Source organism: Acinetobacter sichuanensis (assembly GCF_003024515.2).
Classification (GTDB): Bacteria; Pseudomonadota; Gammaproteobacteria; order Pseudomonadales; family Moraxellaceae; genus Acinetobacter; species Acinetobacter sichuanensis.
The window spans coordinates 1-20,088 of sequence record NZ_PYIX02000001.1; the positions used below are offsets into that span (position 1 = coordinate 1).

Below are 20,088 nucleotides of genomic sequence, written 5' to 3' on the forward strand. Positions count from 1 at the left end.
TATTTCCTGTTAGTAAGCCATTTTCTGAAAAAGATGGTAAAGCTGTGTATAAAAATATGAAAGATCTTTTCCAGAAGATGGAAAATGATAAGCAATTAATACGAAAATTTAGTATTCATGATTTAAGAGCAACATTCGGTTTAAATTTAGTACATCTTCTTCAAAAATATGGTGTACCTGAGTCTCATATCATTGAAGAAGTTAGAGAGAGGATGGGACATAAAGATAGAGAAACAACATATCTTTATTTGAATTATAGTGCGAAAAATAAGCTTTATGAAAGTGTGAAGCAGGAATTTGTCGAGCTTATTTATTGTTTTAATTAATTGATATTGATAGAAGTGAAACTATGTTTGAAGAAAGAAATATTGAATTCGTCCATATAGAAAATTTCTATAAGTTTTCAGAAAATGGCTACGATGTGGAAAAATTAGTTTTAATTACAAAACAAGGCAATACAGATAGTTATGTTGATATAGGTTCTCTTTGTTATGCTAAAAGATCTAAATCATGCAAAACAAAACATTATGCAAAAGTTGTTAAAAGTACATTTAATGAAAAGATTGCAAGTGCAATAAAAGAGTTTCTAGATTACAAATGCACTAAGCTAACCGTTGGTTCAGCGAGAGTAATTTTAGGGCGGTTAAAAGTGACACTTGATGAACTGTATTCTATTGGTAGCGAACAGAATATAGAAATAAGTTTTGATGATATTAATCAATGTCACATTATTTATGAGTTTTATACTAAGTTTCTTATTGCAAAGATTAAAAATGAATTTAAGAATCCCAATTTTAAATCTACAAAAAATATAGCTGCTAAGCAAAAAATATGTGCTGAATTAATATCTTCAACTTGTAACGTTGATTTAGAAGATTTTATAGGTAAGTATATTGATATTAAAGGATATGATTCTCCGAATAAAGATAAAGAAGTATCAGAAACTGAGGATTACCGTGTATATATAAATAATTGTCAGAAGATATATAAGATCTTTTCTCAGTTTTCTTTAAATAATAGTAATTTTCCAATTAATTTTAATATTAATGATGATATTTCTGAAGTACCTTCTTTTTTATATATTACAAGCGCTTCTGCTCTTGTAAAAAAATATTTTTATAATAAGGAAGGTAGGTTTTTAACCCGAATTGAAGCAGTTAAGAATGTTAAAAAGATTGATGATGTAGATGAGTTGAAAATTCGTTATAAAGATAAAAATGACGAATTACCCTTTGAAATTAAAAAGAGCTATAACAAGCATTTGAAAATGCTTTTAAATGCTAATAGACATAATAGTAGAGAGCGGTTAAAGGTTATTAATATAGCTATGTCAAGTATGGCATTATGGATAATAACTGATTCAGGATGTAATTTGTCTGTGATATATGGGCTACAAACTCAAGATTTGAAAAACTTAAATCCTGATGTACCAAATCAAAAAATATTTTATGTTAAAGAGCGTTCAGGAGGACGAACTATTCCTGTAGGGTTAACTAATAAAATTGTTCAGCCTTTAAAAGACTTTTTAGCCTTTCGTGAATATGTATTGAATTTAGTTGATGAAAAAGAACGAAAAAAAATAGGGAATTATGTTTTTTTTACATTTAAATTAAATGCTAATAAAAATATTAAGGATCTAATAGGCCTTTATAGTGCTAAAGATTTGATTTTATACAAAAATTGGTATAACTCAATTTTTGGTAAAGGGTCCTATATAAGTCCAAGAGTAGGACGAGGGAGTTATGCCAACATCTACAAGAATTTAGAGGGTGTTAAAAATCATAATCAAGCAATTGATATTAGTGCAGAAATATTAGGTCATACCTCTACAGTAGATTTTAAATATTATACTGATGCTACAAAGGAACAAGTACGTTCTCAATTTACTGAATTTTTTGATAATGTATATGACCAAATGATTTTTAAGAATCGTACTACTAGGAAAGCTATTCCTGTTATTACTGATATTGAAAGTAGCCCTACGATAGCTGGACATTGTAATCATACATCGCCTATTAGAGCTGATGGTTTTAATGAAAATATAGAACAACCAAATTGTTCAAATCCATCCACATGCTTATTTTGCGAAAATTATGTTTTACATACAGATGAAATCGATTTACGTAAATTACTTTCTTTAAGAAAAATTACTGAGATGCATTCTGATCTAAACGAGGAAATGCTAATAGTTAAATTTCGTATAGATGAAATATTGAAACAGATAGTTAATAAATACGACCACGTAAAAAGTCTTATACATACTATTAAAGATGAAGTTGATGATGGGTATTTTGATGAAAACTGGCAAAACATATTAGAGTTATTGATTGATTTAGGGGTGCAGTTTTATGTTGAAGACTAAATTTATAAATTTAGAAAAAATTAAGCTTTCAAATACATTACCCAATCAATCTACAATAGTAATTTTTGAAAATGATAAACCTTTGAATTACTTTACTGATGATTGTTGGGATTTTAAAGATTATATTACAAGTTATGCTCAAGCGACTGTAATCGATTTTAGTAAATCTAATTTGAATGATGAGTCAAAATATTATGTGAAGTTATGTTTATATTATTATATGTACTATTATTCAAATAATGTAGCAGGGCTTTCCTTTAATACTATTGAAGGTAAATATTCAGATCTAAGAAGATTAGCAACCTTGTGTGAATCCTTTAAATTGAATTTTTCTAATATGAGGGATAATGTTTTTTATTTCAATGCATTAATTGATACATTGGCAACTGATAATAGGATGCTTATCGAAAAGTATATATCTATTTTATCTTTGATCAGTAAAACTGGTGTATTTTTCAATCTTGAAAATTTTGGGATTTCAAAAAAACAGTTCTCCAAACTTGATAAGATGAAAAAGGTGGCAACTAAAGAGCCTAATCAAACTGTATTGATACCTTCAAGAATACTTGCCGATTTTATATATAAATCAACTGAATTTTTTCAATTTTACCATAGTATTCGATCTGAACTTATAGATTTTATTAATCATGAAAAATTCACTAGTAGACGCCCTAGTAAAGGATTTAGATGCTCTTTTAGCCAACTTTTAATTAAGCTTAATATATCAAATGAGCTTAAACTTTATTTTGAAAAATATTCAATTACACAAAGACCTCATTTAATAAGTCATTTTCTTTACATTCAGTCATTGGGAAGTGCATTTATTTCTTGTTTCAGTGGTATGCGTAAGAATGAGATTACTAATTTACCTTATTATTGTTTAGAAGAAATAACGAATAAGGCAGATGGTAGTAAGACTTTTATTTTAAATAATTTTACTTCTAAGCTCACTAAATTAGGAGTAGTATCTGCAATTTGGGTAACTTCAAAGCAAGTAGTTCAAGTAGTTGAAATTCTACAAGATATTGCTAAGCTACATAAGTTTTTATTGAGTATAGGATATATTGAAGAAAAAATAATAAATATTCCTCTTGAAGAATACCCTTTATTACCAATTTTTAATCAGCAGAAACACCCTGTTGGTATAAATCCTTTATATGATTATGCTACTTTATTTACACCTACTTTAGGGAAAAATATTTATAAAATAATTGAACCTATTATAATTGAAAATTCTGATCTTGAAGAGTTATTTAATTTCAATATGTTAGTAGATTGGGAGGGTGATTATAACATTCAAATCGGTCATGCATGGAACTTTGCTTATCATCAATTTAGAAGAAGCCTAGCAGTTTACGCTTCTCGTAGTAATATAGTTAAGCTACCTGCATTAAAAAAACAGTTAAAACACATTAGTTTTAGTATGACTATGTATTATGGAAATAATTTTCATAATGCAAAAAACCTAAACTTTCAAAAGGATATAGTTAATCAATATAGAGCAGAAAGTGAGTTATTCCAATTTTCCTCCTTCTCGCATAACGTTATTGAAAATGATTCAGTCTTATTTGGTGCAAAAGGAACTTATTTTGAACTACAGAAAAATGCCCCTCACCCACCTAAGTATTTAACTGATCGTCAGCAAACTCTTAAACATATTAAAGACGGTCGCATTTTTTATAAAAAAACTCCCTTAGGGGGCTGTGGTAAAAGTGATAACTGTAATAAATTGTCTTTTGCATTTGCTACTGCATGTGTAACTTGTAGCGAAGCAATTTTTGATGACAATTCGTTGGATGCGTTGAATACAGCAAAGGAAAATTATTTAAAACAAATTGATAAATTGGATGAAAATTCAATTACATATAAACAGTTTAGAATAGAAATTGATGCTATTGATAGAGTATTAGCGAAAAGAAATGTATTGGAGGATAACAATGTCTAAAATGCGTGAAAACTATGAATTAGCATTAGACCGTTTAATTTTAAATAAGCCTACCCATCCTGAATTAATTAATAAGAAGTACAAGATTAATAAGGCAACTGTAGCAATTGAAGCTGGTAGAGACCCTAGTTCAATTAGAAATGATAATCCAGAACTTGAAGAGTTAAGAGATAAGATAAAAAAGGCTGAGCTTGCTAGAAGAATTGCATCAAATTCTCCTGTTCAGAAGGACCTGAAAGCAAGTATTACTATAAAAAATGATAAATACAAAGAATTATGTGCTCTCTATGAAATAGCGCTAGGGCAAGTTAATTCATTAATTATTGAAAATAAAAGATTAAAAGATGAGCTTAAATATTATAGGAAAAAGGATAATATATTAGATTTTAAGTATTAGTTTGATCCCTAAAAGTTATATCTAATTTCTAAAAATTATATGTGGAATTATTTTAATTTTAAAGTTTTTTAGATATTGGCTTTAAGTAAATTTTAGCCAATATCTAAAATATTTCTACATCAGAAATGCGTGGTTAAGTAGATTATTATCAGACTTCTTCTTATTATTGCTGTTATTTTGGAAGATTATGAAATATTCTCTAAAATAATATCTATAGCTAGTAATTCTGATTCAAGTTTTAAAAGTTTATACTCTCGTTCATTCATAAATGAAGCAATTTTTTCCTGAATCTTGGGATACAGTAATAAATACTTATTAAAAATTTCTAGTTCTGCTTTAATTTTATGTAATTCTGATTTTTTTTGATGATACTCGACTAACAGTTGGTTCTGTAAAGCATTTTTATCATATGATTGCTCTAATAAACTTAAGAATTTTTTTTGGTCAGCATTCGTACTGTATTTATAAGTACAGCCAGATTTATCAATTTCAAGTAAGTTTAATTCTTCAAACTCTCGGATGAGATGATAAATTTTTTGGTAGTACTTTTTTGACTTAAATTCAGGTAAATTCTGAATAAATCCTTCATATATATACTTAAATTCACTTTTCTCAAAAGTATTTTTAGATAGATATATCAAAATATCCTGTTTGAGACTGTGAGCAACATTCATTCTAGAACCAAAGACTTATGAAATATCCTATTTTGGGATATTTTGTCTCATAGTTCAATATCTGTTTCTATGAGTTCATTACATGACCCTAGATATCGGGCATTCATCAGAAAGTTAATTGAATTACGTGAGTCTAAAGTAATGACTCAGGTACAACTTGCTTCGTCTTTAAAAAAGCCGCAGTCATATGTGGCTAAAGTTGAAAATTTTGATCGCCGACTTGATATTATTGAATTACAAGACTGGCTCAATGCATTAGATATAGAGATATCTAAATTTTTTAATTAAATTTTTTCTTTTTCTCATTATTAAAATATAGGTGTTGATTAGGATTTTGTTAAAAACTCAATTAAAATTTAACGAATTAGAAGATGCTTTTATTAAAGATGATATAGCTGATGATCATGGAATCTTAATGTCTTAATAAATCATGAACTGCTTGTAAAGAAATTATATTGAAAAATAATTAGATATTAAAAGAAATCTCTTTTATTACTATATTTAAGTATTTAAACGCCATTCTCTGTCGCATCTTCTTTAATTCCAATAGCTTTTCCAACTAAAATCCAACACAATACTTTCAAAGAAATTTGAGAGTCATCTACGTGATTACAGGCGAAATTAAAAGCAAAATTGACCAGATTTGGAATGCATTTTGGAGTGGTGGTATTTCTAATCCTTTAGAGGTCATGGAGCAAATGACTTATTTGCTGTTTATCCGCCGACTTGATGAAATTCAGATTACCAAAGAAAAGAAAGCCAACCGTTTAAAAATAGAAGTTGAGCAACCCATTTTTACACCTGAGCAAGACCATTTACGTTGGTCAAAGTTTATTACTTTAGGTGATGCAGCAACGCTATATAACACCGTTGCCAATGAAGTTTTCCCATTCATCAAAAACTTAGGTGCAGAAGACGAAACCACCTATAGCCATCACATGAAGGATGCTCGTTTTACCATTCCTACACCTGCGCTTTTAACCAAAGTGGTGGATTTGGTTGCCGTTGTGCCAATGGATGACAAAGACACCAAAGGCGACATTTACGAATATATGCTCGGTAAAATCGCTTCAGCAGGACAAAACGGTCAGTTCCGTACCCCTCGCCATATCATTAAGATGATTGTGGAGCTGATGCAACCTAAACCAACTGATACCATCTGTGACCCTGCCTGTGGAACAGCAGGCTTTTTGGTGGCTGCAAGTGAATATTTAAACGATCACTACAGCACTGAGATTTTTGCCAATCCTGAAGCAGCAAAACGCTTTAGTGAAGAAACTTTCTTCGGTTATGACTTTGACAGCACCATGCTTCGTATTGGTTCGATGAACATGATGCTGCACGGTGTAGAAAACCCAAGTATTGAAAACCGTGATTCTTTAAGTGAAGCGCATTCGCATATTGCTGAAAAATACAGTTTGATTTTAGCCAATCCGCCATTTGCAGGAAGTTTGGACAATGAAAGCTGTGCCAAGAATATTCAAGCTGTGGTGAAAACCAAAAAGACTGAATTGTTATTTTTAGCTTTGTTCTTACGTCTACTTAAAACAGGTGGTCGTGCTGCGGTGATTGTGCCTGATGGTGTGTTATTTGGTTCATCAACTGCGCATAAAGCTTTGCGTCAAAAGATTGTAGAAGAGCAAAAGCTTGAAGCGATTATCTCGATGCCGTCAGGGGTATTTAAGCCGTATGCAGGCGTTTCAACTGCAATTATGATTTTTACCAAAACCATGTCGGGCGGTACGGACAAAGTTTGGTTTTATGATATGCAGGCAGATGGTTATTCGCTGGATGATAAGCGTAATGAGCTTGATGCGTCTAAGCATGAAAATAATAACATGCCTGACATTATTGCTCGTTTTAAAAACTTGGAAGCGGAAAGTTCTCGTAAAGCCACAGAGCAAAGCTTTATGGTGGATAAAGCCGATATTGCTGCCAATGGTTATGATCTGTCGATTAACCGTTATAAAGAAGTGGTTTATGAGCAAGTGGAATATGAAGCACCAAGTAAAATTTTGGCGGATTTAGAAGAGCTTGAGCAGGATATTTTAAAAGGAATGGCTACGCTTAAGGAGTTGTTAAAATGACAATTCCTGTTAAAAAAATAAGTACATTTTGTAAAACAGGTAGTGGTGGTACACCTTCTCGATCAAATAATGCTTTTTTCGAAAATGGTACAATTCCGTGGGTTAAATCAGGTGAATTAAAAAACCGTTATATCACCGAGGTTGAAGAATATATAACTGATTTAGCAGTAGAAAAATCATCAGCTAAATTAGTTTCAAAAGGTTCTTTATTAATTGCTATGTATGGTGCAACAGTTGGAGAGGTTTCTCAGCTTACTTTTGATGCGACAACAAACCAAGCTATTTGTAATATTCAACCTGATGAAAATGTCTGCGATGTTAATTATCTATACAGATTTTTAGAAGCATCAAAACCATATCTATTAAGCCGTCGAGTTGGTGGTGGTCAGCCAAATATTTCTCAAGGTGTGATTAAAGACCTAAAAATCCCACTCCCACCACTTGCAGAACAACGCCGAATTGCCTCTATTTTAGATCAAGCGGATGAGCTACGCCAAAAACGTCAGCAAGCGATTGAAATGTTAGATCAGCTTTTACAAGCCACCTTTATTGATATGTTTGGCGATCCTGTCAGTAATCCTAAAGGGTGGAGTTTGGTTAAAGTTGGAGAAGTAGTTGATGAGTTCATTGGTGGAAAAAATATAGAATGCCCTGATGAAAGTGACTCTGATTATAAAATTCTAAAAGTTAGCGCAGTCACTTCAAAAGTTTATAAACCTAATGAAAGTAAATTTGCACCTAACACATTTGAGCCTAATCCTTTAGCAATTGTCGAAAAAGGTGATTTACTTTTCAGTCGAGCAAATACAACCGAATTAGTTGCGGCAACAGCATACGTTTGGGAAACTCCTGAGAATATTGTTTTGCCTGACAAATTATGGAAATTTTCTATTTCAGATGAATCTAAAGTAAATAAACTTTATTTATGGGATTTATTTAAAAACATAGAGTTTAGAAATGAGCTCTCAAAACTATCAAGTGGTACAAGTGGCTCAATGAAGAATATTTCCAAAGGGAAATTGAACGAGTTAAAAATGCCATTACCCCCTAAAGAGCTTCAAGATAAATTTGCTGAATTTTCAACAAAACTTTGGGGGCAAATTAAGACTTTTCAGCAATCTTCTGATAGTTTGGATTCATTATTTAAATCATTACAAAACCAAGCATTTAACGGCACTTTATAAAATTTAATTTAAAATATGAGGGAAAGTATCATCGTTATATGTGTTACTTTCTCTATTTATTTGAATTTGATCAAAAAAATAACATACAGCGACTATAATTTTAGTTTCCGCTCAAAAATAAAACGATCTGCTATTTTGAATATTGATACATTTATTTTATTGATATCTAATAAGTTATTTACATTATTTGTTTGGGTAATAGTATGATTTACAAAATCAGATCCTCATTAACCAATTTTTTCGGGTGGATAGCATTTATATCAACAGCTTTGATTATATTATGTGGCTCGATGTTTAGTTACGTTGGTGTAAAAATACAATATGCTTTAATACCTACAGCCGTTATTTCAGGTCTAATTTGGTGGTTGATTCATCCAAATGAAAATAACAATGAAAACTGAAAGAATCATTTCACCGCCCAAAGCTGATTGGGATCAATTGCGCCAACCATTAGAAATCGGCGAAAAACAATTTATTGACTATTTAGATGAACATCTGCCAAGAGATTGGGAAATCTATATTCAGCCACATTTAAATGGTCTATGCCCTGATGTTGTTATTCTTCATCCTAAAATCGGAATTGGTGTATTTGAAGTAAAAAACTGGAATTTTTCTGCCATGCAATATGGTGTTGAAGCTAAAAATAATGGGAAAGTTCATCTGTATGCAATCAATCAGCAAGGAGAAAAAATATCCTATGTTAAGAAAAATCCTGTAGATCAATTACTTCTATATCGTAAAGAAATTATAGACTTATATTGTCCAATTTTAAGTAGACCTAAACATTCAATAGTTGTTTCGTGTGGTTTGGTACTGCCTTCTGCAACACAAGAAAATGTGGAAAATTTATTTAAACCGATTTTTCAAAGTCGAAATAGAAAGATCTTTGCTCGCAACGAGGATGATCAACACAATAGCTATATCATATTTTCAAAAGAAAGTTTTTCAAAAAAATTAGCTGAAAACTTTCCTTCAGGTATAGATAGAATATCATCAAATTACATGAATCCAGTGATTGCTCAACAATTGAGAGTTTGGCTTGTTGAACCAGAGTCAAGCAAAGAACAACGAGAGCCAATAAGATATAATTCACAACAACAAAAATTTATAAAGGAACGTACAGAATCAGGTTTTCGACGTTTAAAGGGACCTGCAGGTTCGGGAAAATCTGTAGTTGTGGCAGGTCGTGCAGCAACATTGTTAAGAGAACACAAGTCTGTATTGATCGTGACCTTTAATATTACATTAATGAATTACTTACAGGATTTGGCTGTTAGGGAATACCCCAAAATTAGATCAGATGCGACATGGATTAATTTCCATTACCTCTGTAGAAGATTGTGTTATGACGCAAGTTTAGATACTGAATATTCTGGATTATTTCGAAATGCAAAAGAACAAGGATTAAGCTTTCCTGACAATGATCAAATCTGCGATGTCGTCAATCAAGCATTAGATATCAGTGAACCAGAAAAATACGATGCAATTTTGGTGGATGAAGGACAAGATTTTAATCCTAAATGGTGGGATATTTTGAAAAAATTATTGGCTGATGGCGGTGAAATGCTGTTATGTGCTGATACAACCCAAGATATTTATTCATCTGCAGATTTGTGGACGGATGATGTGATGAAAAATGCAGGATTTAGAGGTGCATGGGCTGAATTAAAACAAACCTATCGATTACCCGATAATTTAATTCCATTGGCAAATAAATTTGCAGAAATGTTCTTGCCACAAGAAAAAATCATTAAATCAGAATCAAAAACATCACAACAAGATTCATTTGATTTTGGAGTAATTGAAGAATCAACGTTAATTTGGGAAAATGTTGAATCTATAGATTCATTGACCTTTTTTAATGCATTCAGTAAATTCAGAAATGAAGTTGTAAAACTTCAACTCAGTCATTCCGATATTACAATATTAGTCCAAACACATGAAGTTGGTATGAGTGTTTGCCAAACTTTAGATCAGCTCAAATTAAAATATATAGACATTTTTTCTAAAGATCCGACTGAATCTCGTCAGAAAAAAATGTGGTTTTTTAAAGGTGATACAAGGATTAAAGTTTGTACTGTTCATAGTTTTAAAGGCTGGGAAGCAAAAGCGCTCTTAGTTGTTTGGGATCAAATGTATTTGGATAAAGAATATGCGCTATTGTATACAGCAATCACTCGATTAAAATCAGGTCGAAGTAGCATTTTATACGTAGCTAATGCAGAACCAAGTTTGATTGAATATAGTAAAATGTGGAATTCTTCAAATTACTTATAAACTCTTATGATCTAAATTTCTCCTTGTTGAATATTTTTGTATAAAAGCACGTTCGAGGAGAAATTTACTTTTAGTTATAATTTAGATAATTAAATATTAAATCAGTCACTTAATTCAGTTATAGTATGGAAATAAAGTATATTTGAAAATAATTTATAGAGGGATAAATGAGCAATTTTCAGTTTTTAGAACCTGAATTTAAAAGCTTGGCAGCTACGGCTAAAGAAGCCGAAAAGCTCACGTATATATCCCCACAATTTGCCCTTGCTGCGGCTCGTACTTCGCTTGAAAACCTCGTGCTGTGGTTGTATCAATACGACAAAAAACTTACCCAACCTTACGATGCTTCACTGCATAACTTACTCAACGACCTCAAATTTAAAGATCTGATCCCGCCTTATATCTGGGACAAAATGGATAATATTCGCATGGTCGGCAACAGTGCCGTACATGGGAAAAAGTTCAAACAACTTACCACCGAAGAAACCGTCAAACACATCAGCCATTTATTCCTGATGTATGTTTGGTTTGAACGCAACTATGGCTCACCATCCAAAGACCGTTCTCAACAGCATATCTTTAAAACTGAATTGATTCCAAATTCAGATAACACCCAACAAATCACCGCCAATAAAGAGCAACTGCAAAAAGAAACCGAAGCCAAAGAAAAACAATTTGCAGAACAACACAAAGCACTACGTGAACTTGAACAACGACTGTTTGAACAATCTGCAAACTTAGAAGAACGTGAAAAACTATTAGCCAACATAGATGCTGAACTTGCACAGAAACGTGCCGACGTTGAACAAGCCAAAATTGCCAATAGCAAAATCGAAGACCATACCGACTATAAAGAAGACGAAACTCGAAAACTTAAAATTGACCTCATGCTTGAAGAAGCAGGTTGGGAAATTGGTACAACAGTTCGAGAAGAAGTCGCTGTTACAGGCATGCCAAGCCCATCGGGTAAAGGTGCAGTGGATTATGTACTGTATGATGCCAATGGCTTGCCTTTAGCAGTCGTTGAAGCCAAACGTACATCAACCGACCCTGATATAGGACAACAACAAGCTAAACTCTATGCCGACTGCTTAGAACAACAAACAGGTCAACGCCCTGTAATCTTCTATACCAATGGCTACAAAGCCCGAATCTGGAATGATGTTCAAGGTGGCCCACCACGTTTAGTCCATGGCTTTTATACACAAGCAGAACTCAAACGTCTGATCGAAAGACGTAAGAACAATCCTGATTTAAGCAGCTTTCCAATCAATGCGGACATTGTCGAGCGTTACTACCAAACTCGTGCCATCAAAGCGATGCTTGCAGCCTATCAACGTAAAGAACGTGCAGGCTTACTGATTATGGCAACAGGCACAGGTAAAACCCGTACCGCCATTGCATTGGTCGATGTGCTAATGAAAGCTAATATAGTGCAAAAAGCCTTATTCCTTGCAGACCGTACTTCATTGGTCAATCAAGCTCACAACGCCTTTAAAGCCAATTTAAAAGATGCCTCATTCGTCAATTTACTTGAAGATAAGAACCAAGTCGGTCGAGTCTATTTCTCTACCTACCAAACCATGATCGGCTTGATTGATGAAAAAAATGCCGATGGTACACGACAATTTGGCACAGGTATGTTTGACCTGATTATTATTGATGAAGCACACCGTAGCGTTTACCAAAAGTTTGGTGAGATTTTTAAATACTTCGATAGTTTGCTTGTCGGTTTAACCGCAACGCCACGAGATGAAGTTGACCGTGATACCTATGCACTCTTTGGTTTAGAAAGTGGTGTACCAACGGATTACTATGGTCTCGATCAAGCTATTGCTGATGGTTATCTCGTACCACCCAAAGCCTATTCTGTTCCACTTAAATTCATGCGTGAAGGCGTGAAATATGACGAACTCTCAGAAGAAGAAAAACAACATTGGGATAGCCTAAATTGGGGCGATGAAGATGCGCCTGAAGAAGTATCAGCCTCTAAAATCAATAAAGAGCTGTTTAATACAGGAACCATTGATTTAATGCTCAAGCATTTGATGGAAAATGGCATTAAAACCGAAGGTGGTGATCGTCTAGGCAAAACCATTATCTTTGCTGTGAATCAAAAACATGCACAGTTTATTGCAGACCGTTTTAATGAAAACTATCCGCAATATGATGGTAAGTTCGCTCGGGTGATTACCCATGCCACCAAATATCCGCAAAGCCTGATTGATGACTTTAGTAAGAAAGACTTAGCTGAGCCACAAATCGCCATTTCAGTCGATATGCTCGATACTGGGATTGATGTACCAGAAGTGGTCAATCTGGTGTTCTTTAAAGCAGTACGCTCTAAAGTAAAGTTTATGCAGATGATTGGGCGTGGTACACGACTCTGTGAAGATCTATTTGCACCTGATGAACATAAAAAAGAATTCTTTATCTTCGACTATTGTTCAAACTTTGAATACTTCAATGGAAATCCTGATGGTGCGCCTGTTGCGACCACTGAACCACTCGGACAGCGTTTGTTTAAAGCACGTTTAAATATCTTAAGTTTACTCAATGCAAAGGACTACGACATCGAAGAATTAAAAGCTGTACAGCAAGATATGCGTCAGAGTTTACAGACTGAAGTGAAGTCGATGAACAACGATAATTTCATCGTGAAGTCTGAACTTGAGCATGTTGAACATTTTAAGAAAGATGATGCTTGGAACAATTTAGATGACCTTGCGATTGGCACATTACGAGAACACATCTCTAAACTACCGAATCAGCTTGAGCCTGAAACACTAGAAGCCAAACTATTCGATATGTTGTGCTACAACTTAGAACTTGCCGTATTGGAAAAGAATAATAAGGCAATTGAAAACTATGCCAATCGAGTGATTGAAATTGCGTCTAAGTTAGAAGGCAAAGAAAATATTCCAGTGGTTGCGGAACAGATTGCACTGATCCAAGACATCCAAACCGTAGAATATTGGAAAGGCATTACCTTACCCATACTTGAGGCGATGCGTAAGCGGATTCGTGGCTTGGTCAAACTCATCGAGAAAACGACCTCAACCATTGTCTACTCCATGCTAGATGATGAAATTGGAGATATGCAAGCAGTCGATATTCCTGTTGTATCAACAGGTGTAAACCTTGTCCAATATCGCAAGCGTGTAGAAAGCTTCATTAAAGCCAATGAAAACCATATTACTATTGCCAAACTCAAGCGTGGCTTGGTTCTTACACCGACAGACTTAAGTGAGCTAGAGCGTTTTGTTTTTGAAGCTCAGGAAGTAGAAAGCCGAGATAAATTCGAGGAATGCTTTGGGACTGAAAAGTCGTTACCGTTATTTATTCGCTCTTTGGTTGGACTTGATCGTCAAGCTGTACAAGACGCTTTTTCAAAGTATTTGCAAGGCACAAGCTATAACGAAAAACAGATTCGCTTTGTGGAAATGTTGATTGAGCATTTGACACAAAATGGTGTACTAGAAGCAGCACAGTTATATGAACCACCTTTTAATCAGATCCACTATGAAGGGATTGATGGTGTGTTTAGTGATGGGGATGCTGACAACATATTTGGGGTTGTTGAAGTGTTTAATGAAGCGGTAGCTTAAGTTTTATTTTAAAGGAGAAAAATAACATGGTTTTACCAATATGGGCTGCTTATACTGTAGCAGGGTTAGCAATAAGTGGCGTATCAAGCTATTTTATTTACAATAACTGGGAGAAATTAAAAAAACTATTTAATGGTAAATCTATTGTCATTTTAGGGCAGCGTGCTACTGGTAAAACAACCCTTCTTAATTATTTACTTAAGGGGGAAATTACTTTGGAGCATGAAGCAACAATTGGTGTAAAAAAAGTAAAAGTTATTAAAAAAAAATTAGCTGACCTTGGTTGGGATGTTCGACTTAATAGCACACAAAATGATTATAGCGGTGTAACTTCCAATTATGAACAGTGGTTAAAAGCACTAAAAAATGCTGATATTTTTATTTACCTATTCAAAATTGATGAATGGATAATTGATGAAGGATCTGTTGAAAACCAAATTGAAAAAGATATAAAAAATATTCAAAAAGAATTAAATGGTAAAAATATACCGATGTTTATTATTGGAACTCATCTAGATTTGCTTGAAGGTATTGAATTTAATAATCAAGAGGAAAAACTTGATTTGATAAGTGATCTCCAAAATGAAGGATTTTTTAAAGGTATAAAATCTAGGTTAAATGAAGAAGATTCCAAAGTATATCTTCATTTCGGGAGTATGAAAGATGAAATTGGATTAAATGAAATTATTCATTTCATAATTGGCCATATGGGAGAATAGACCTATTATGGAAGATATTAGAATTTATATTTTTGCACAAGCATTAGATAATAGTAGCTCTGATGATTGGTATGAATACAATCAAAATTCTCTTGAAAAAATAACTGAAGAAAATACTCAATCGTGGGTTAATAATTTAATATTTGAAATGACTGATAAAGGCGAAAGAGAATTTTTTAATAATGTGGAGTGTTATTACAAATTAAATTCTAATGAACTTTTGGATTTAATATTGTTAATTGAAAATCAGCAAGAAGATAATATTGGAAGAAAATCGAAAACTGCCTTAATAATTAAGGGTTATAAAAATATTACGTTAGAATTTGAACAAATATTAACTTTGTTTTGGACAAGAACTAATAGAAATTTATCTAATGCAGACTTGCTAGCCAAGCAATGTAACGATATTCTTGAAATAATTAAAAAAAAAGGACCAAACGAAGGTGGATCTTTCCACTAGCATTGATAAGTTTAAGCGTAATATTAGTATTTTTGTTTCAAAAATTAAGCAAAGGATAGAAGATGAGTCTTAAAAGCTTTCCTAATGATATGGATGATCGTCGAGTAGTATGGTGTTTGTCTCAGGACACAATTGATACGGCTTTAGATGATAAGTCTACATCTGAATTAGTACTTGCGCCCAATGTTACGGTTATTCAGCTTCCTTTAAGTCGAATTGCAAAAAGAAAGTCGGATAAACTCTGTGAATTAGATAAACTAGGTTTATTGAAAATAGATCAAGTTCTAGTATGTTCAGATGACGGGGTTAATACTCAAGAAAAGTATTTAAAATTGGAAGATGTTATAGATGATTTCTTAACTTACAATCTAAAAAAAGCAAATGCGTATGCCAGATTTTTTGCTGCATTAGGTGCAACTTCATTTGAGTTTGAACATAAAAATTTTGATTTTTCTAGTTCTAAAGTTGATTTTTCAGCATCACTAGATGGTACTGTGTCTAGAATTGCTAAAGCTAATGTTGATTTGACAGCTAAAGCTGAAAAAACACTGAACCAAATTGCTTCAATTATGAAAAGTTATACTCAGAATAAATATCCAACTGAGCAAAGAATATTGTTAGCAGAAAAAATACTAGAAGAATATGGCTTAGAAAATGATGAAATTTGTTGTCATGAATTAGCGACACTTAAAGATGGTGCTGCACATTTAAGCGATTTAAATATATCTATGTCTTCTGCAAGTGATAACAATAGCAGTATGAAAATTCTTATTGATGTTGGACTTCATTTTCCACAAGTTGAAACAAAAGGAAAAAACAGTTCTCTCATATCCTTTAAGTCTAAACTTGAATTAGCATCTATAGTTAATAATAGCTTTGATTTTAATTTAAAGGTCAAATTTTAGTATGGACCACTGCTACAAAAGTAATAATAAACGCCTATAGGGTGTGGCATAGCTATTTGAACTATCCTTAAGTTAGGTTCATTATCAAGGAATAGTTGGTATTTTTTGTGAAGTTGATGCTGACAATATATTTGGCGTTATTGAAGTTTTTAATGAAGCTGTGGCATAAAGATAAAAATATATCAGGGGGATATATATGACTACAATAATTAAGAAATACTATGATTCGTCTGAATATATTTGGATTGAAGAAAAAAGCTCTGATGGTTCTGAAAATGAAAGTTTCGAACCTAATCTAAAAGGAAAATTAAAATCAGCTCTACAAATGCCAAACATTATGGTACTTGCAGGTAGTGGAACATCATTAGGTGATGTCGTGAATGGCCCAGGAATGTGGGATTTATGGAAAACATGTACAACTAACGATATGCTTACTATAGCTAATGACTGTTTTTCTGAAAGTAAATTTGATTCTGAAATTAAATCTAATCAGAACATAGAGATATGCCTCTCCCACTGTGAGGCATATCTACAAGTTGGGGAACAGATAGAAAAAACTACGCTGTTTATTAAAAAATGTAAGGAACTAATTTTACAAAAATGCCGTTTTATTAAAGATAAAAATTCTCAACTAGTTGGTCATAAGGAATTTATTAGGAAATTAGCAAGAAGAAAATCAAAAGATCCAAGAGTTAAACTATTTACAACTAATTATGATACTTGTTTTGAAGATGCTGCTGGGCTACTTGGCATCACAGTTATAGATGGCTTTTCTTTTTCAATGCCTCGTATTTATGATGCCAGATTTTTTGATATGGATATCGTCCGAAGAAATACAACATCATCTTCAACTAACATACATTATTTAGAGGGGGTATATCAGCTTTATAAACTTCATGGTTCTACAAATTGGAGTCGTGATGAAACTAGTTCTTATATCATTAAACAGGCTGAAAATGTAAAAGCAGAAGATAGCTGTATGATCTTTCCAGCGAAGGGAAAATATCAGCAGTCATATATACAGCCACACTTAGAGTTGATTGCTCGCTTTTCACAAAGTTTAAGAGAGCCTAATACGTGTTTAATTATTGCTGGCTTTGGTTTTAATGACGATCATTTATCTGAGCCAATTTTGTCAGCAATACTTTCTAACCCACACTTAAAAGTGATTGTTGTATCACCAAGTATTGAAAATGACTTTAATGCAGCTCCTCCTAAAACATCTAAGTATTGGAAAATATTTAAGAAGATCGCAGATGATAGAAAGAATGATGAAATAATCTTTATTAATTGTGATTTCCAACAGTTTTCAAGTCTGATTCCTGATCTTACAGCATTATCTCCAGCAGAGAACCTTCATGAAAATATGAAGAAATTATTTGGAGGTACACATGCATAATGGTGTAATTAAGCCAGAGCTACTCTTTGGTAAGGTAAATGCTGTTACTGCAAACTCTGTTAATTTTGAATATATTAATTTGCAACATCAAGCAACTTATTTTCATGGCAAACGCTATGGAAAAGGTGAGGTTGGTGAGTTTATATTAATTGAAAGTCAAGTAAATTTAATTCTTGGACGTATAGTAGAAATTAAAAAAGATGATTTAGATAAGTCTAATTTGGATATCGCAGGGAGAATTCAGCTTTTAGGAACTATTCAAATGGATAGTTTGTATGTCACTGCTGGGGTTGAGTATTATCCAAATATTAATGATCTTATTTATTCGGCACCACATGAACTTATCGCTCAATTGCCAAAACGCATGAATAAAGGAATGCAGAAGGTTGAGTTAAATATTGGTTTTATTGATGTAGATCAAGGTTGTGATATCACTGTAACACCAGAAAAGCTATTTGGTCGACACCTTGGAATTCTAGGCTCTACAGGAGGAGGTAAAAGTTATACGACAGCAAAGATTTTAGAGGAATGTAGAAAATTTAATTCAAAGGTTATAATTCTTGACCCAACAGGAGAATATAAAGATTTTATTGGAGATGATATTGAAAATGTCCATTTGAGTGAACCAATCAATGCAGCAATAAACTCTCATCAAGTGAGTTTGCCTGTAGAATGTTTTCAGGAAACTGATTTTATAGCGCTATTTGAACCATCTGGAAAAGTGCAAGGGCCTAAATTTAGAGATGCTATAAGAAGCCTAAGGCTAGTTAATATTTTAAATGATCGGCAACTACATTTAGATAAAATTGAAAATGGTATTTTCTTGAAAATTAGAAAAATGGAGCAATCTTGGAGAGAATGCGTTAATGCTATAGGTGGTACAAAACTTCTTGAGCACCCTTCAACACCATTTAATCCTTTAAAGCTTAGTAAACAAATTCGAGAGGAATGTATCTGGCCACCAAAATCGGATGGTATATGGGGAGAAGATCAGCAAAGCTTTAGTTATTGTCTTGCCTTAGTATCAAGAATTCATGGAATAACAACTTCTGATACCTTTAAATTTGTTTTTCAATCCAAAAACCTACCAACACTTGTAGAAAAAATCGATGCTTTCTATGATTCAAATAAAAAAATTTTGAGAATAGACTTAAGTGATGTTGGATTTGAATTTAAAGCTAGGGAAATCGTTGCAAATGTAATTGGACGACATCTTTTAGGTCTCGCAAGGGATCGAAAGTTCTCAGATAAACCGATAGTTGTTTTTTTAGATGAAGCTCATAATTTTATTGGTAAAAGTATTGGTAATGAAGATACGATTGCCAAATTAGATTCATTTGAGTTAATTGCTAAAGAAGGTCGAAAGTTTGGTTTAAATATTTGTTTAGCGACTCAGAGACCAAGAGATATAACTGAAGGTGTACTAAGTCAGTTAGGAACATTAATTGTTCATAGGCTTACTAATGATCGGGATAGAGAAATTATTGAACGCGCATGTGGTGAAATAGATAAAGCTGCTTCCGATTTTCTACCTAGTCTACAGCCTGGAGAAGCAGTTCTTATAGGGAATGATTTTCCAATACCACTAACTATTAATATCCACAAGCCTGCAATAATTCCAAACTCATCTGGGGCAGACTTTAAAAATAAATGGTTGTAAATTAATCAGTATGTAACGGAAAAGAGATAGTAAAATATGCCAAAAAATATTGATTTGGAAGAAGAACGTAGAAATGAATTAAGCATGCAAATGCTGGAAGATCTTAAAGCAATTGCGACATTGGAGCAAAGACCAATAAAGTATTTTAAAATGGATGAAAACGGAATTTTCTGTGAGGTACAAATTCTAAAAAATAATCAGGTTAAGAGGAGCAAGGATAATCAGATTAAATCAACTAAAAAATAATTTCAAATTCTGTTTAAAATAGATGCTGAAATTGTTTTTAACTTTGACCACTGTTGATTAATCAGCATAATATGAGGCTTAGTACAAAGTACGTTTGGTTGATTATTAAATTTACTTTATCGCAATTTTATATCACTAATATAAATAGGCCTTAGGAATATATAG

At 32.7% G+C, this 20,088-nt stretch carries 15 protein-coding genes and 1 pseudogene; 15 read left to right on the forward strand and 1 reads right to left on the reverse strand.

Annotated elements, in window-relative coordinates; all coding sequences use genetic code 11:
• The 4 genes and pseudogenes from C9E89_RS23235 to C9E89_RS00020 form a co-directional block, all read left to right on the forward strand.
• Nucleotides 1-326: pseudogene (locus C9E89_RS23235) on the forward strand (hypothetical protein); the annotation flags it as partial.
• A gap of 23 nt (nt 327-349) precedes the next feature.
• A complete protein-coding gene (locus C9E89_RS00010; protein WP_107006396.1) occupies nt 350-2,362 on the forward strand; it encodes a hypothetical protein in 2,013 nt (670 codons plus the stop codon).
• Nucleotides 2,349-4,307 (forward strand): hypothetical protein, encoded by a 1,959-nt coding sequence (locus C9E89_RS00015; RefSeq protein ID WP_107006397.1) that lies wholly within the window; start codon nt 2,349-2,351, stop codon nt 4,305-4,307. Before C9E89_RS00010 ends, C9E89_RS00015 begins: the two co-directional genes overlap by 14 nt.
• Complete coding sequence (locus C9E89_RS00020) at nt 4,300-4,704, forward strand: hypothetical protein (protein WP_107006398.1); 405 nt, start codon at nt 4,300-4,302, stop codon at nt 4,702-4,704. The genes C9E89_RS00015 and C9E89_RS00020 overlap by 8 nt, the downstream gene beginning before the upstream one ends.
• A gap of 185 nt (nt 4,705-4,889) precedes the next feature.
• Here the strand turns inward: C9E89_RS00020 and C9E89_RS00025 are convergent, their stop codons facing one another.
• On the reverse strand, nt 4,890-5,378 hold the full coding sequence (locus C9E89_RS00025; RefSeq protein WP_107006399.1) for a hypothetical protein: 489 nt from the start codon (nt 5,376-5,378) through the stop codon (nt 4,890-4,892).
• Nucleotides 5,379-5,447: 69 nt separating this feature from the next.
• Here C9E89_RS00025 and C9E89_RS00030 point away from each other — a divergent pair, with 69 nt between their 5' ends.
• The 11 genes from C9E89_RS00030 (at nt 5,448) to C9E89_RS00085 (ending at nt 19,923) form a co-directional block, all read left to right on the forward strand.
• Nucleotides 5,448-5,666 carry a helix-turn-helix domain-containing protein gene (locus C9E89_RS00030; RefSeq protein ID WP_107006400.1) on the forward strand — a complete coding sequence of 73 codons (219 nt, stop codon included), beginning with the start codon at nt 5,448-5,450 and terminating at the stop codon, nt 5,664-5,666.
• A 317-nt stretch (nt 5,667-5,983) separates the two neighbouring features.
• Nucleotides 5,984-7,465, forward strand: coding sequence for a type I restriction-modification system subunit M (locus C9E89_RS00035; protein WP_107006401.1), 1,482 nt, complete (start codon nt 5,984-5,986; stop codon nt 7,463-7,465).
• A complete protein-coding gene (locus tag C9E89_RS00040; protein WP_107006402.1) occupies nt 7,462-8,649 on the forward strand; it encodes a restriction endonuclease subunit S in 1,188 nt (395 codons plus the stop codon). Before C9E89_RS00035 ends, C9E89_RS00040 begins: the two co-directional genes overlap by 4 nt.
• Before the next feature lie 390 nt (nt 8,650-9,039).
• Nucleotides 9,040-10,926, forward strand: coding sequence for a nuclease-related domain-containing DEAD/DEAH box helicase (locus C9E89_RS00050; RefSeq protein WP_171405046.1), 1,887 nt, complete (start codon nt 9,040-9,042; stop codon nt 10,924-10,926).
• Nucleotides 10,927-11,093: 167 nt separating this feature from the next.
• Nucleotides 11,094-14,534: a DEAD/DEAH box helicase family protein gene (locus C9E89_RS00055; protein WP_107006405.1), complete on the forward strand. Its 3,441-nt coding sequence runs from the start codon at nt 11,094-11,096 to the stop codon at nt 14,532-14,534.
• Between the two features lie 26 nt (nt 14,535-14,560).
• A complete protein-coding gene (locus C9E89_RS00060; protein WP_107006406.1) occupies nt 14,561-15,253 on the forward strand; it encodes a P-loop NTPase family protein in 693 nt (230 codons plus the stop codon).
• 7 nt (nt 15,254-15,260) lie between these two features.
• Nucleotides 15,261-15,713, forward strand: coding sequence for a hypothetical protein (locus tag C9E89_RS00065; RefSeq protein ID WP_107006407.1), 453 nt, complete (start codon nt 15,261-15,263; stop codon nt 15,711-15,713).
• 62 nt (nt 15,714-15,775) lie between these two features.
• Nucleotides 15,776-16,618: a hypothetical protein gene (locus C9E89_RS00070; protein ID WP_107006408.1), complete on the forward strand. Its 843-nt coding sequence runs from the start codon at nt 15,776-15,778 to the stop codon at nt 16,616-16,618.
• A gap of 205 nt (nt 16,619-16,823) precedes the next feature.
• On the forward strand, nt 16,824-18,017 hold the full coding sequence (locus C9E89_RS00075) for an SIR2 family protein (RefSeq protein ID WP_171405052.1): 1,194 nt from the start codon (nt 16,824-16,826) through the stop codon (nt 18,015-18,017).
• Nucleotides 18,010-19,677 (forward strand): ATP-binding protein, encoded by a 1,668-nt coding sequence (locus C9E89_RS00080; protein WP_107006410.1) that lies wholly within the window; start codon nt 18,010-18,012, stop codon nt 19,675-19,677. The genes C9E89_RS00075 and C9E89_RS00080 overlap by 8 nt, the downstream gene beginning before the upstream one ends.
• A gap of 36 nt (nt 19,678-19,713) precedes the next feature.
• Nucleotides 19,714-19,923 (forward strand): hypothetical protein, encoded by a 210-nt coding sequence (locus C9E89_RS00085; RefSeq protein ID WP_107006411.1) that lies wholly within the window; start codon nt 19,714-19,716, stop codon nt 19,921-19,923.
• Nucleotides 19,924-20,088 lie beyond the last annotated feature (165 nt).

Coding starts and splice junctions, on each gene's coding strand:
- C9E89_RS00010 (WP_107006396.1), top strand. CDS start 350: ATGTTTGAAGAAAGAAATATTGAATTCGTCCATATAGAAAATTTCTAT.
- C9E89_RS00015 (WP_107006397.1), top strand. CDS start 2,349: ATGTTGAAGACTAAATTTATAAATTTAGAAAAAATTAAGCTTTCAAAT.
- C9E89_RS00020 (WP_107006398.1), top strand. CDS start 4,300: ATGTCTAAAATGCGTGAAAACTATGAATTAGCATTAGACCGTTTAATT.
- C9E89_RS00025 (WP_107006399.1), bottom strand. CDS start 5,378: ATGAATGTTGCTCACAGTCTCAAACAGGATATTTTGATATATCTATCT.
- C9E89_RS00030 (WP_107006400.1), top strand. CDS start 5,448: ATGAGTTCATTACATGACCCTAGATATCGGGCATTCATCAGAAAGTTA.
- C9E89_RS00040 (WP_107006402.1), top strand. CDS start 7,462: ATGACAATTCCTGTTAAAAAAATAAGTACATTTTGTAAAACAGGTAGT.
- C9E89_RS00050 (WP_171405046.1), top strand. CDS start 9,040: ATGAAAACTGAAAGAATCATTTCACCGCCCAAAGCTGATTGGGATCAA.
- C9E89_RS00055 (WP_107006405.1), top strand. CDS start 11,094: ATGAGCAATTTTCAGTTTTTAGAACCTGAATTTAAAAGCTTGGCAGCT.
- C9E89_RS00060 (WP_107006406.1), top strand. CDS start 14,561: ATGGTTTTACCAATATGGGCTGCTTATACTGTAGCAGGGTTAGCAATA.
- C9E89_RS00065 (WP_107006407.1), top strand. CDS start 15,261: ATGGAAGATATTAGAATTTATATTTTTGCACAAGCATTAGATAATAGT.
- C9E89_RS00070 (WP_107006408.1), top strand. CDS start 15,776: ATGAGTCTTAAAAGCTTTCCTAATGATATGGATGATCGTCGAGTAGTA.
- C9E89_RS00080 (WP_107006410.1), top strand. CDS start 18,010: ATGCATAATGGTGTAATTAAGCCAGAGCTACTCTTTGGTAAGGTAAAT.
- C9E89_RS00085 (WP_107006411.1), top strand. CDS start 19,714: ATGCCAAAAAATATTGATTTGGAAGAAGAACGTAGAAATGAATTAAGC.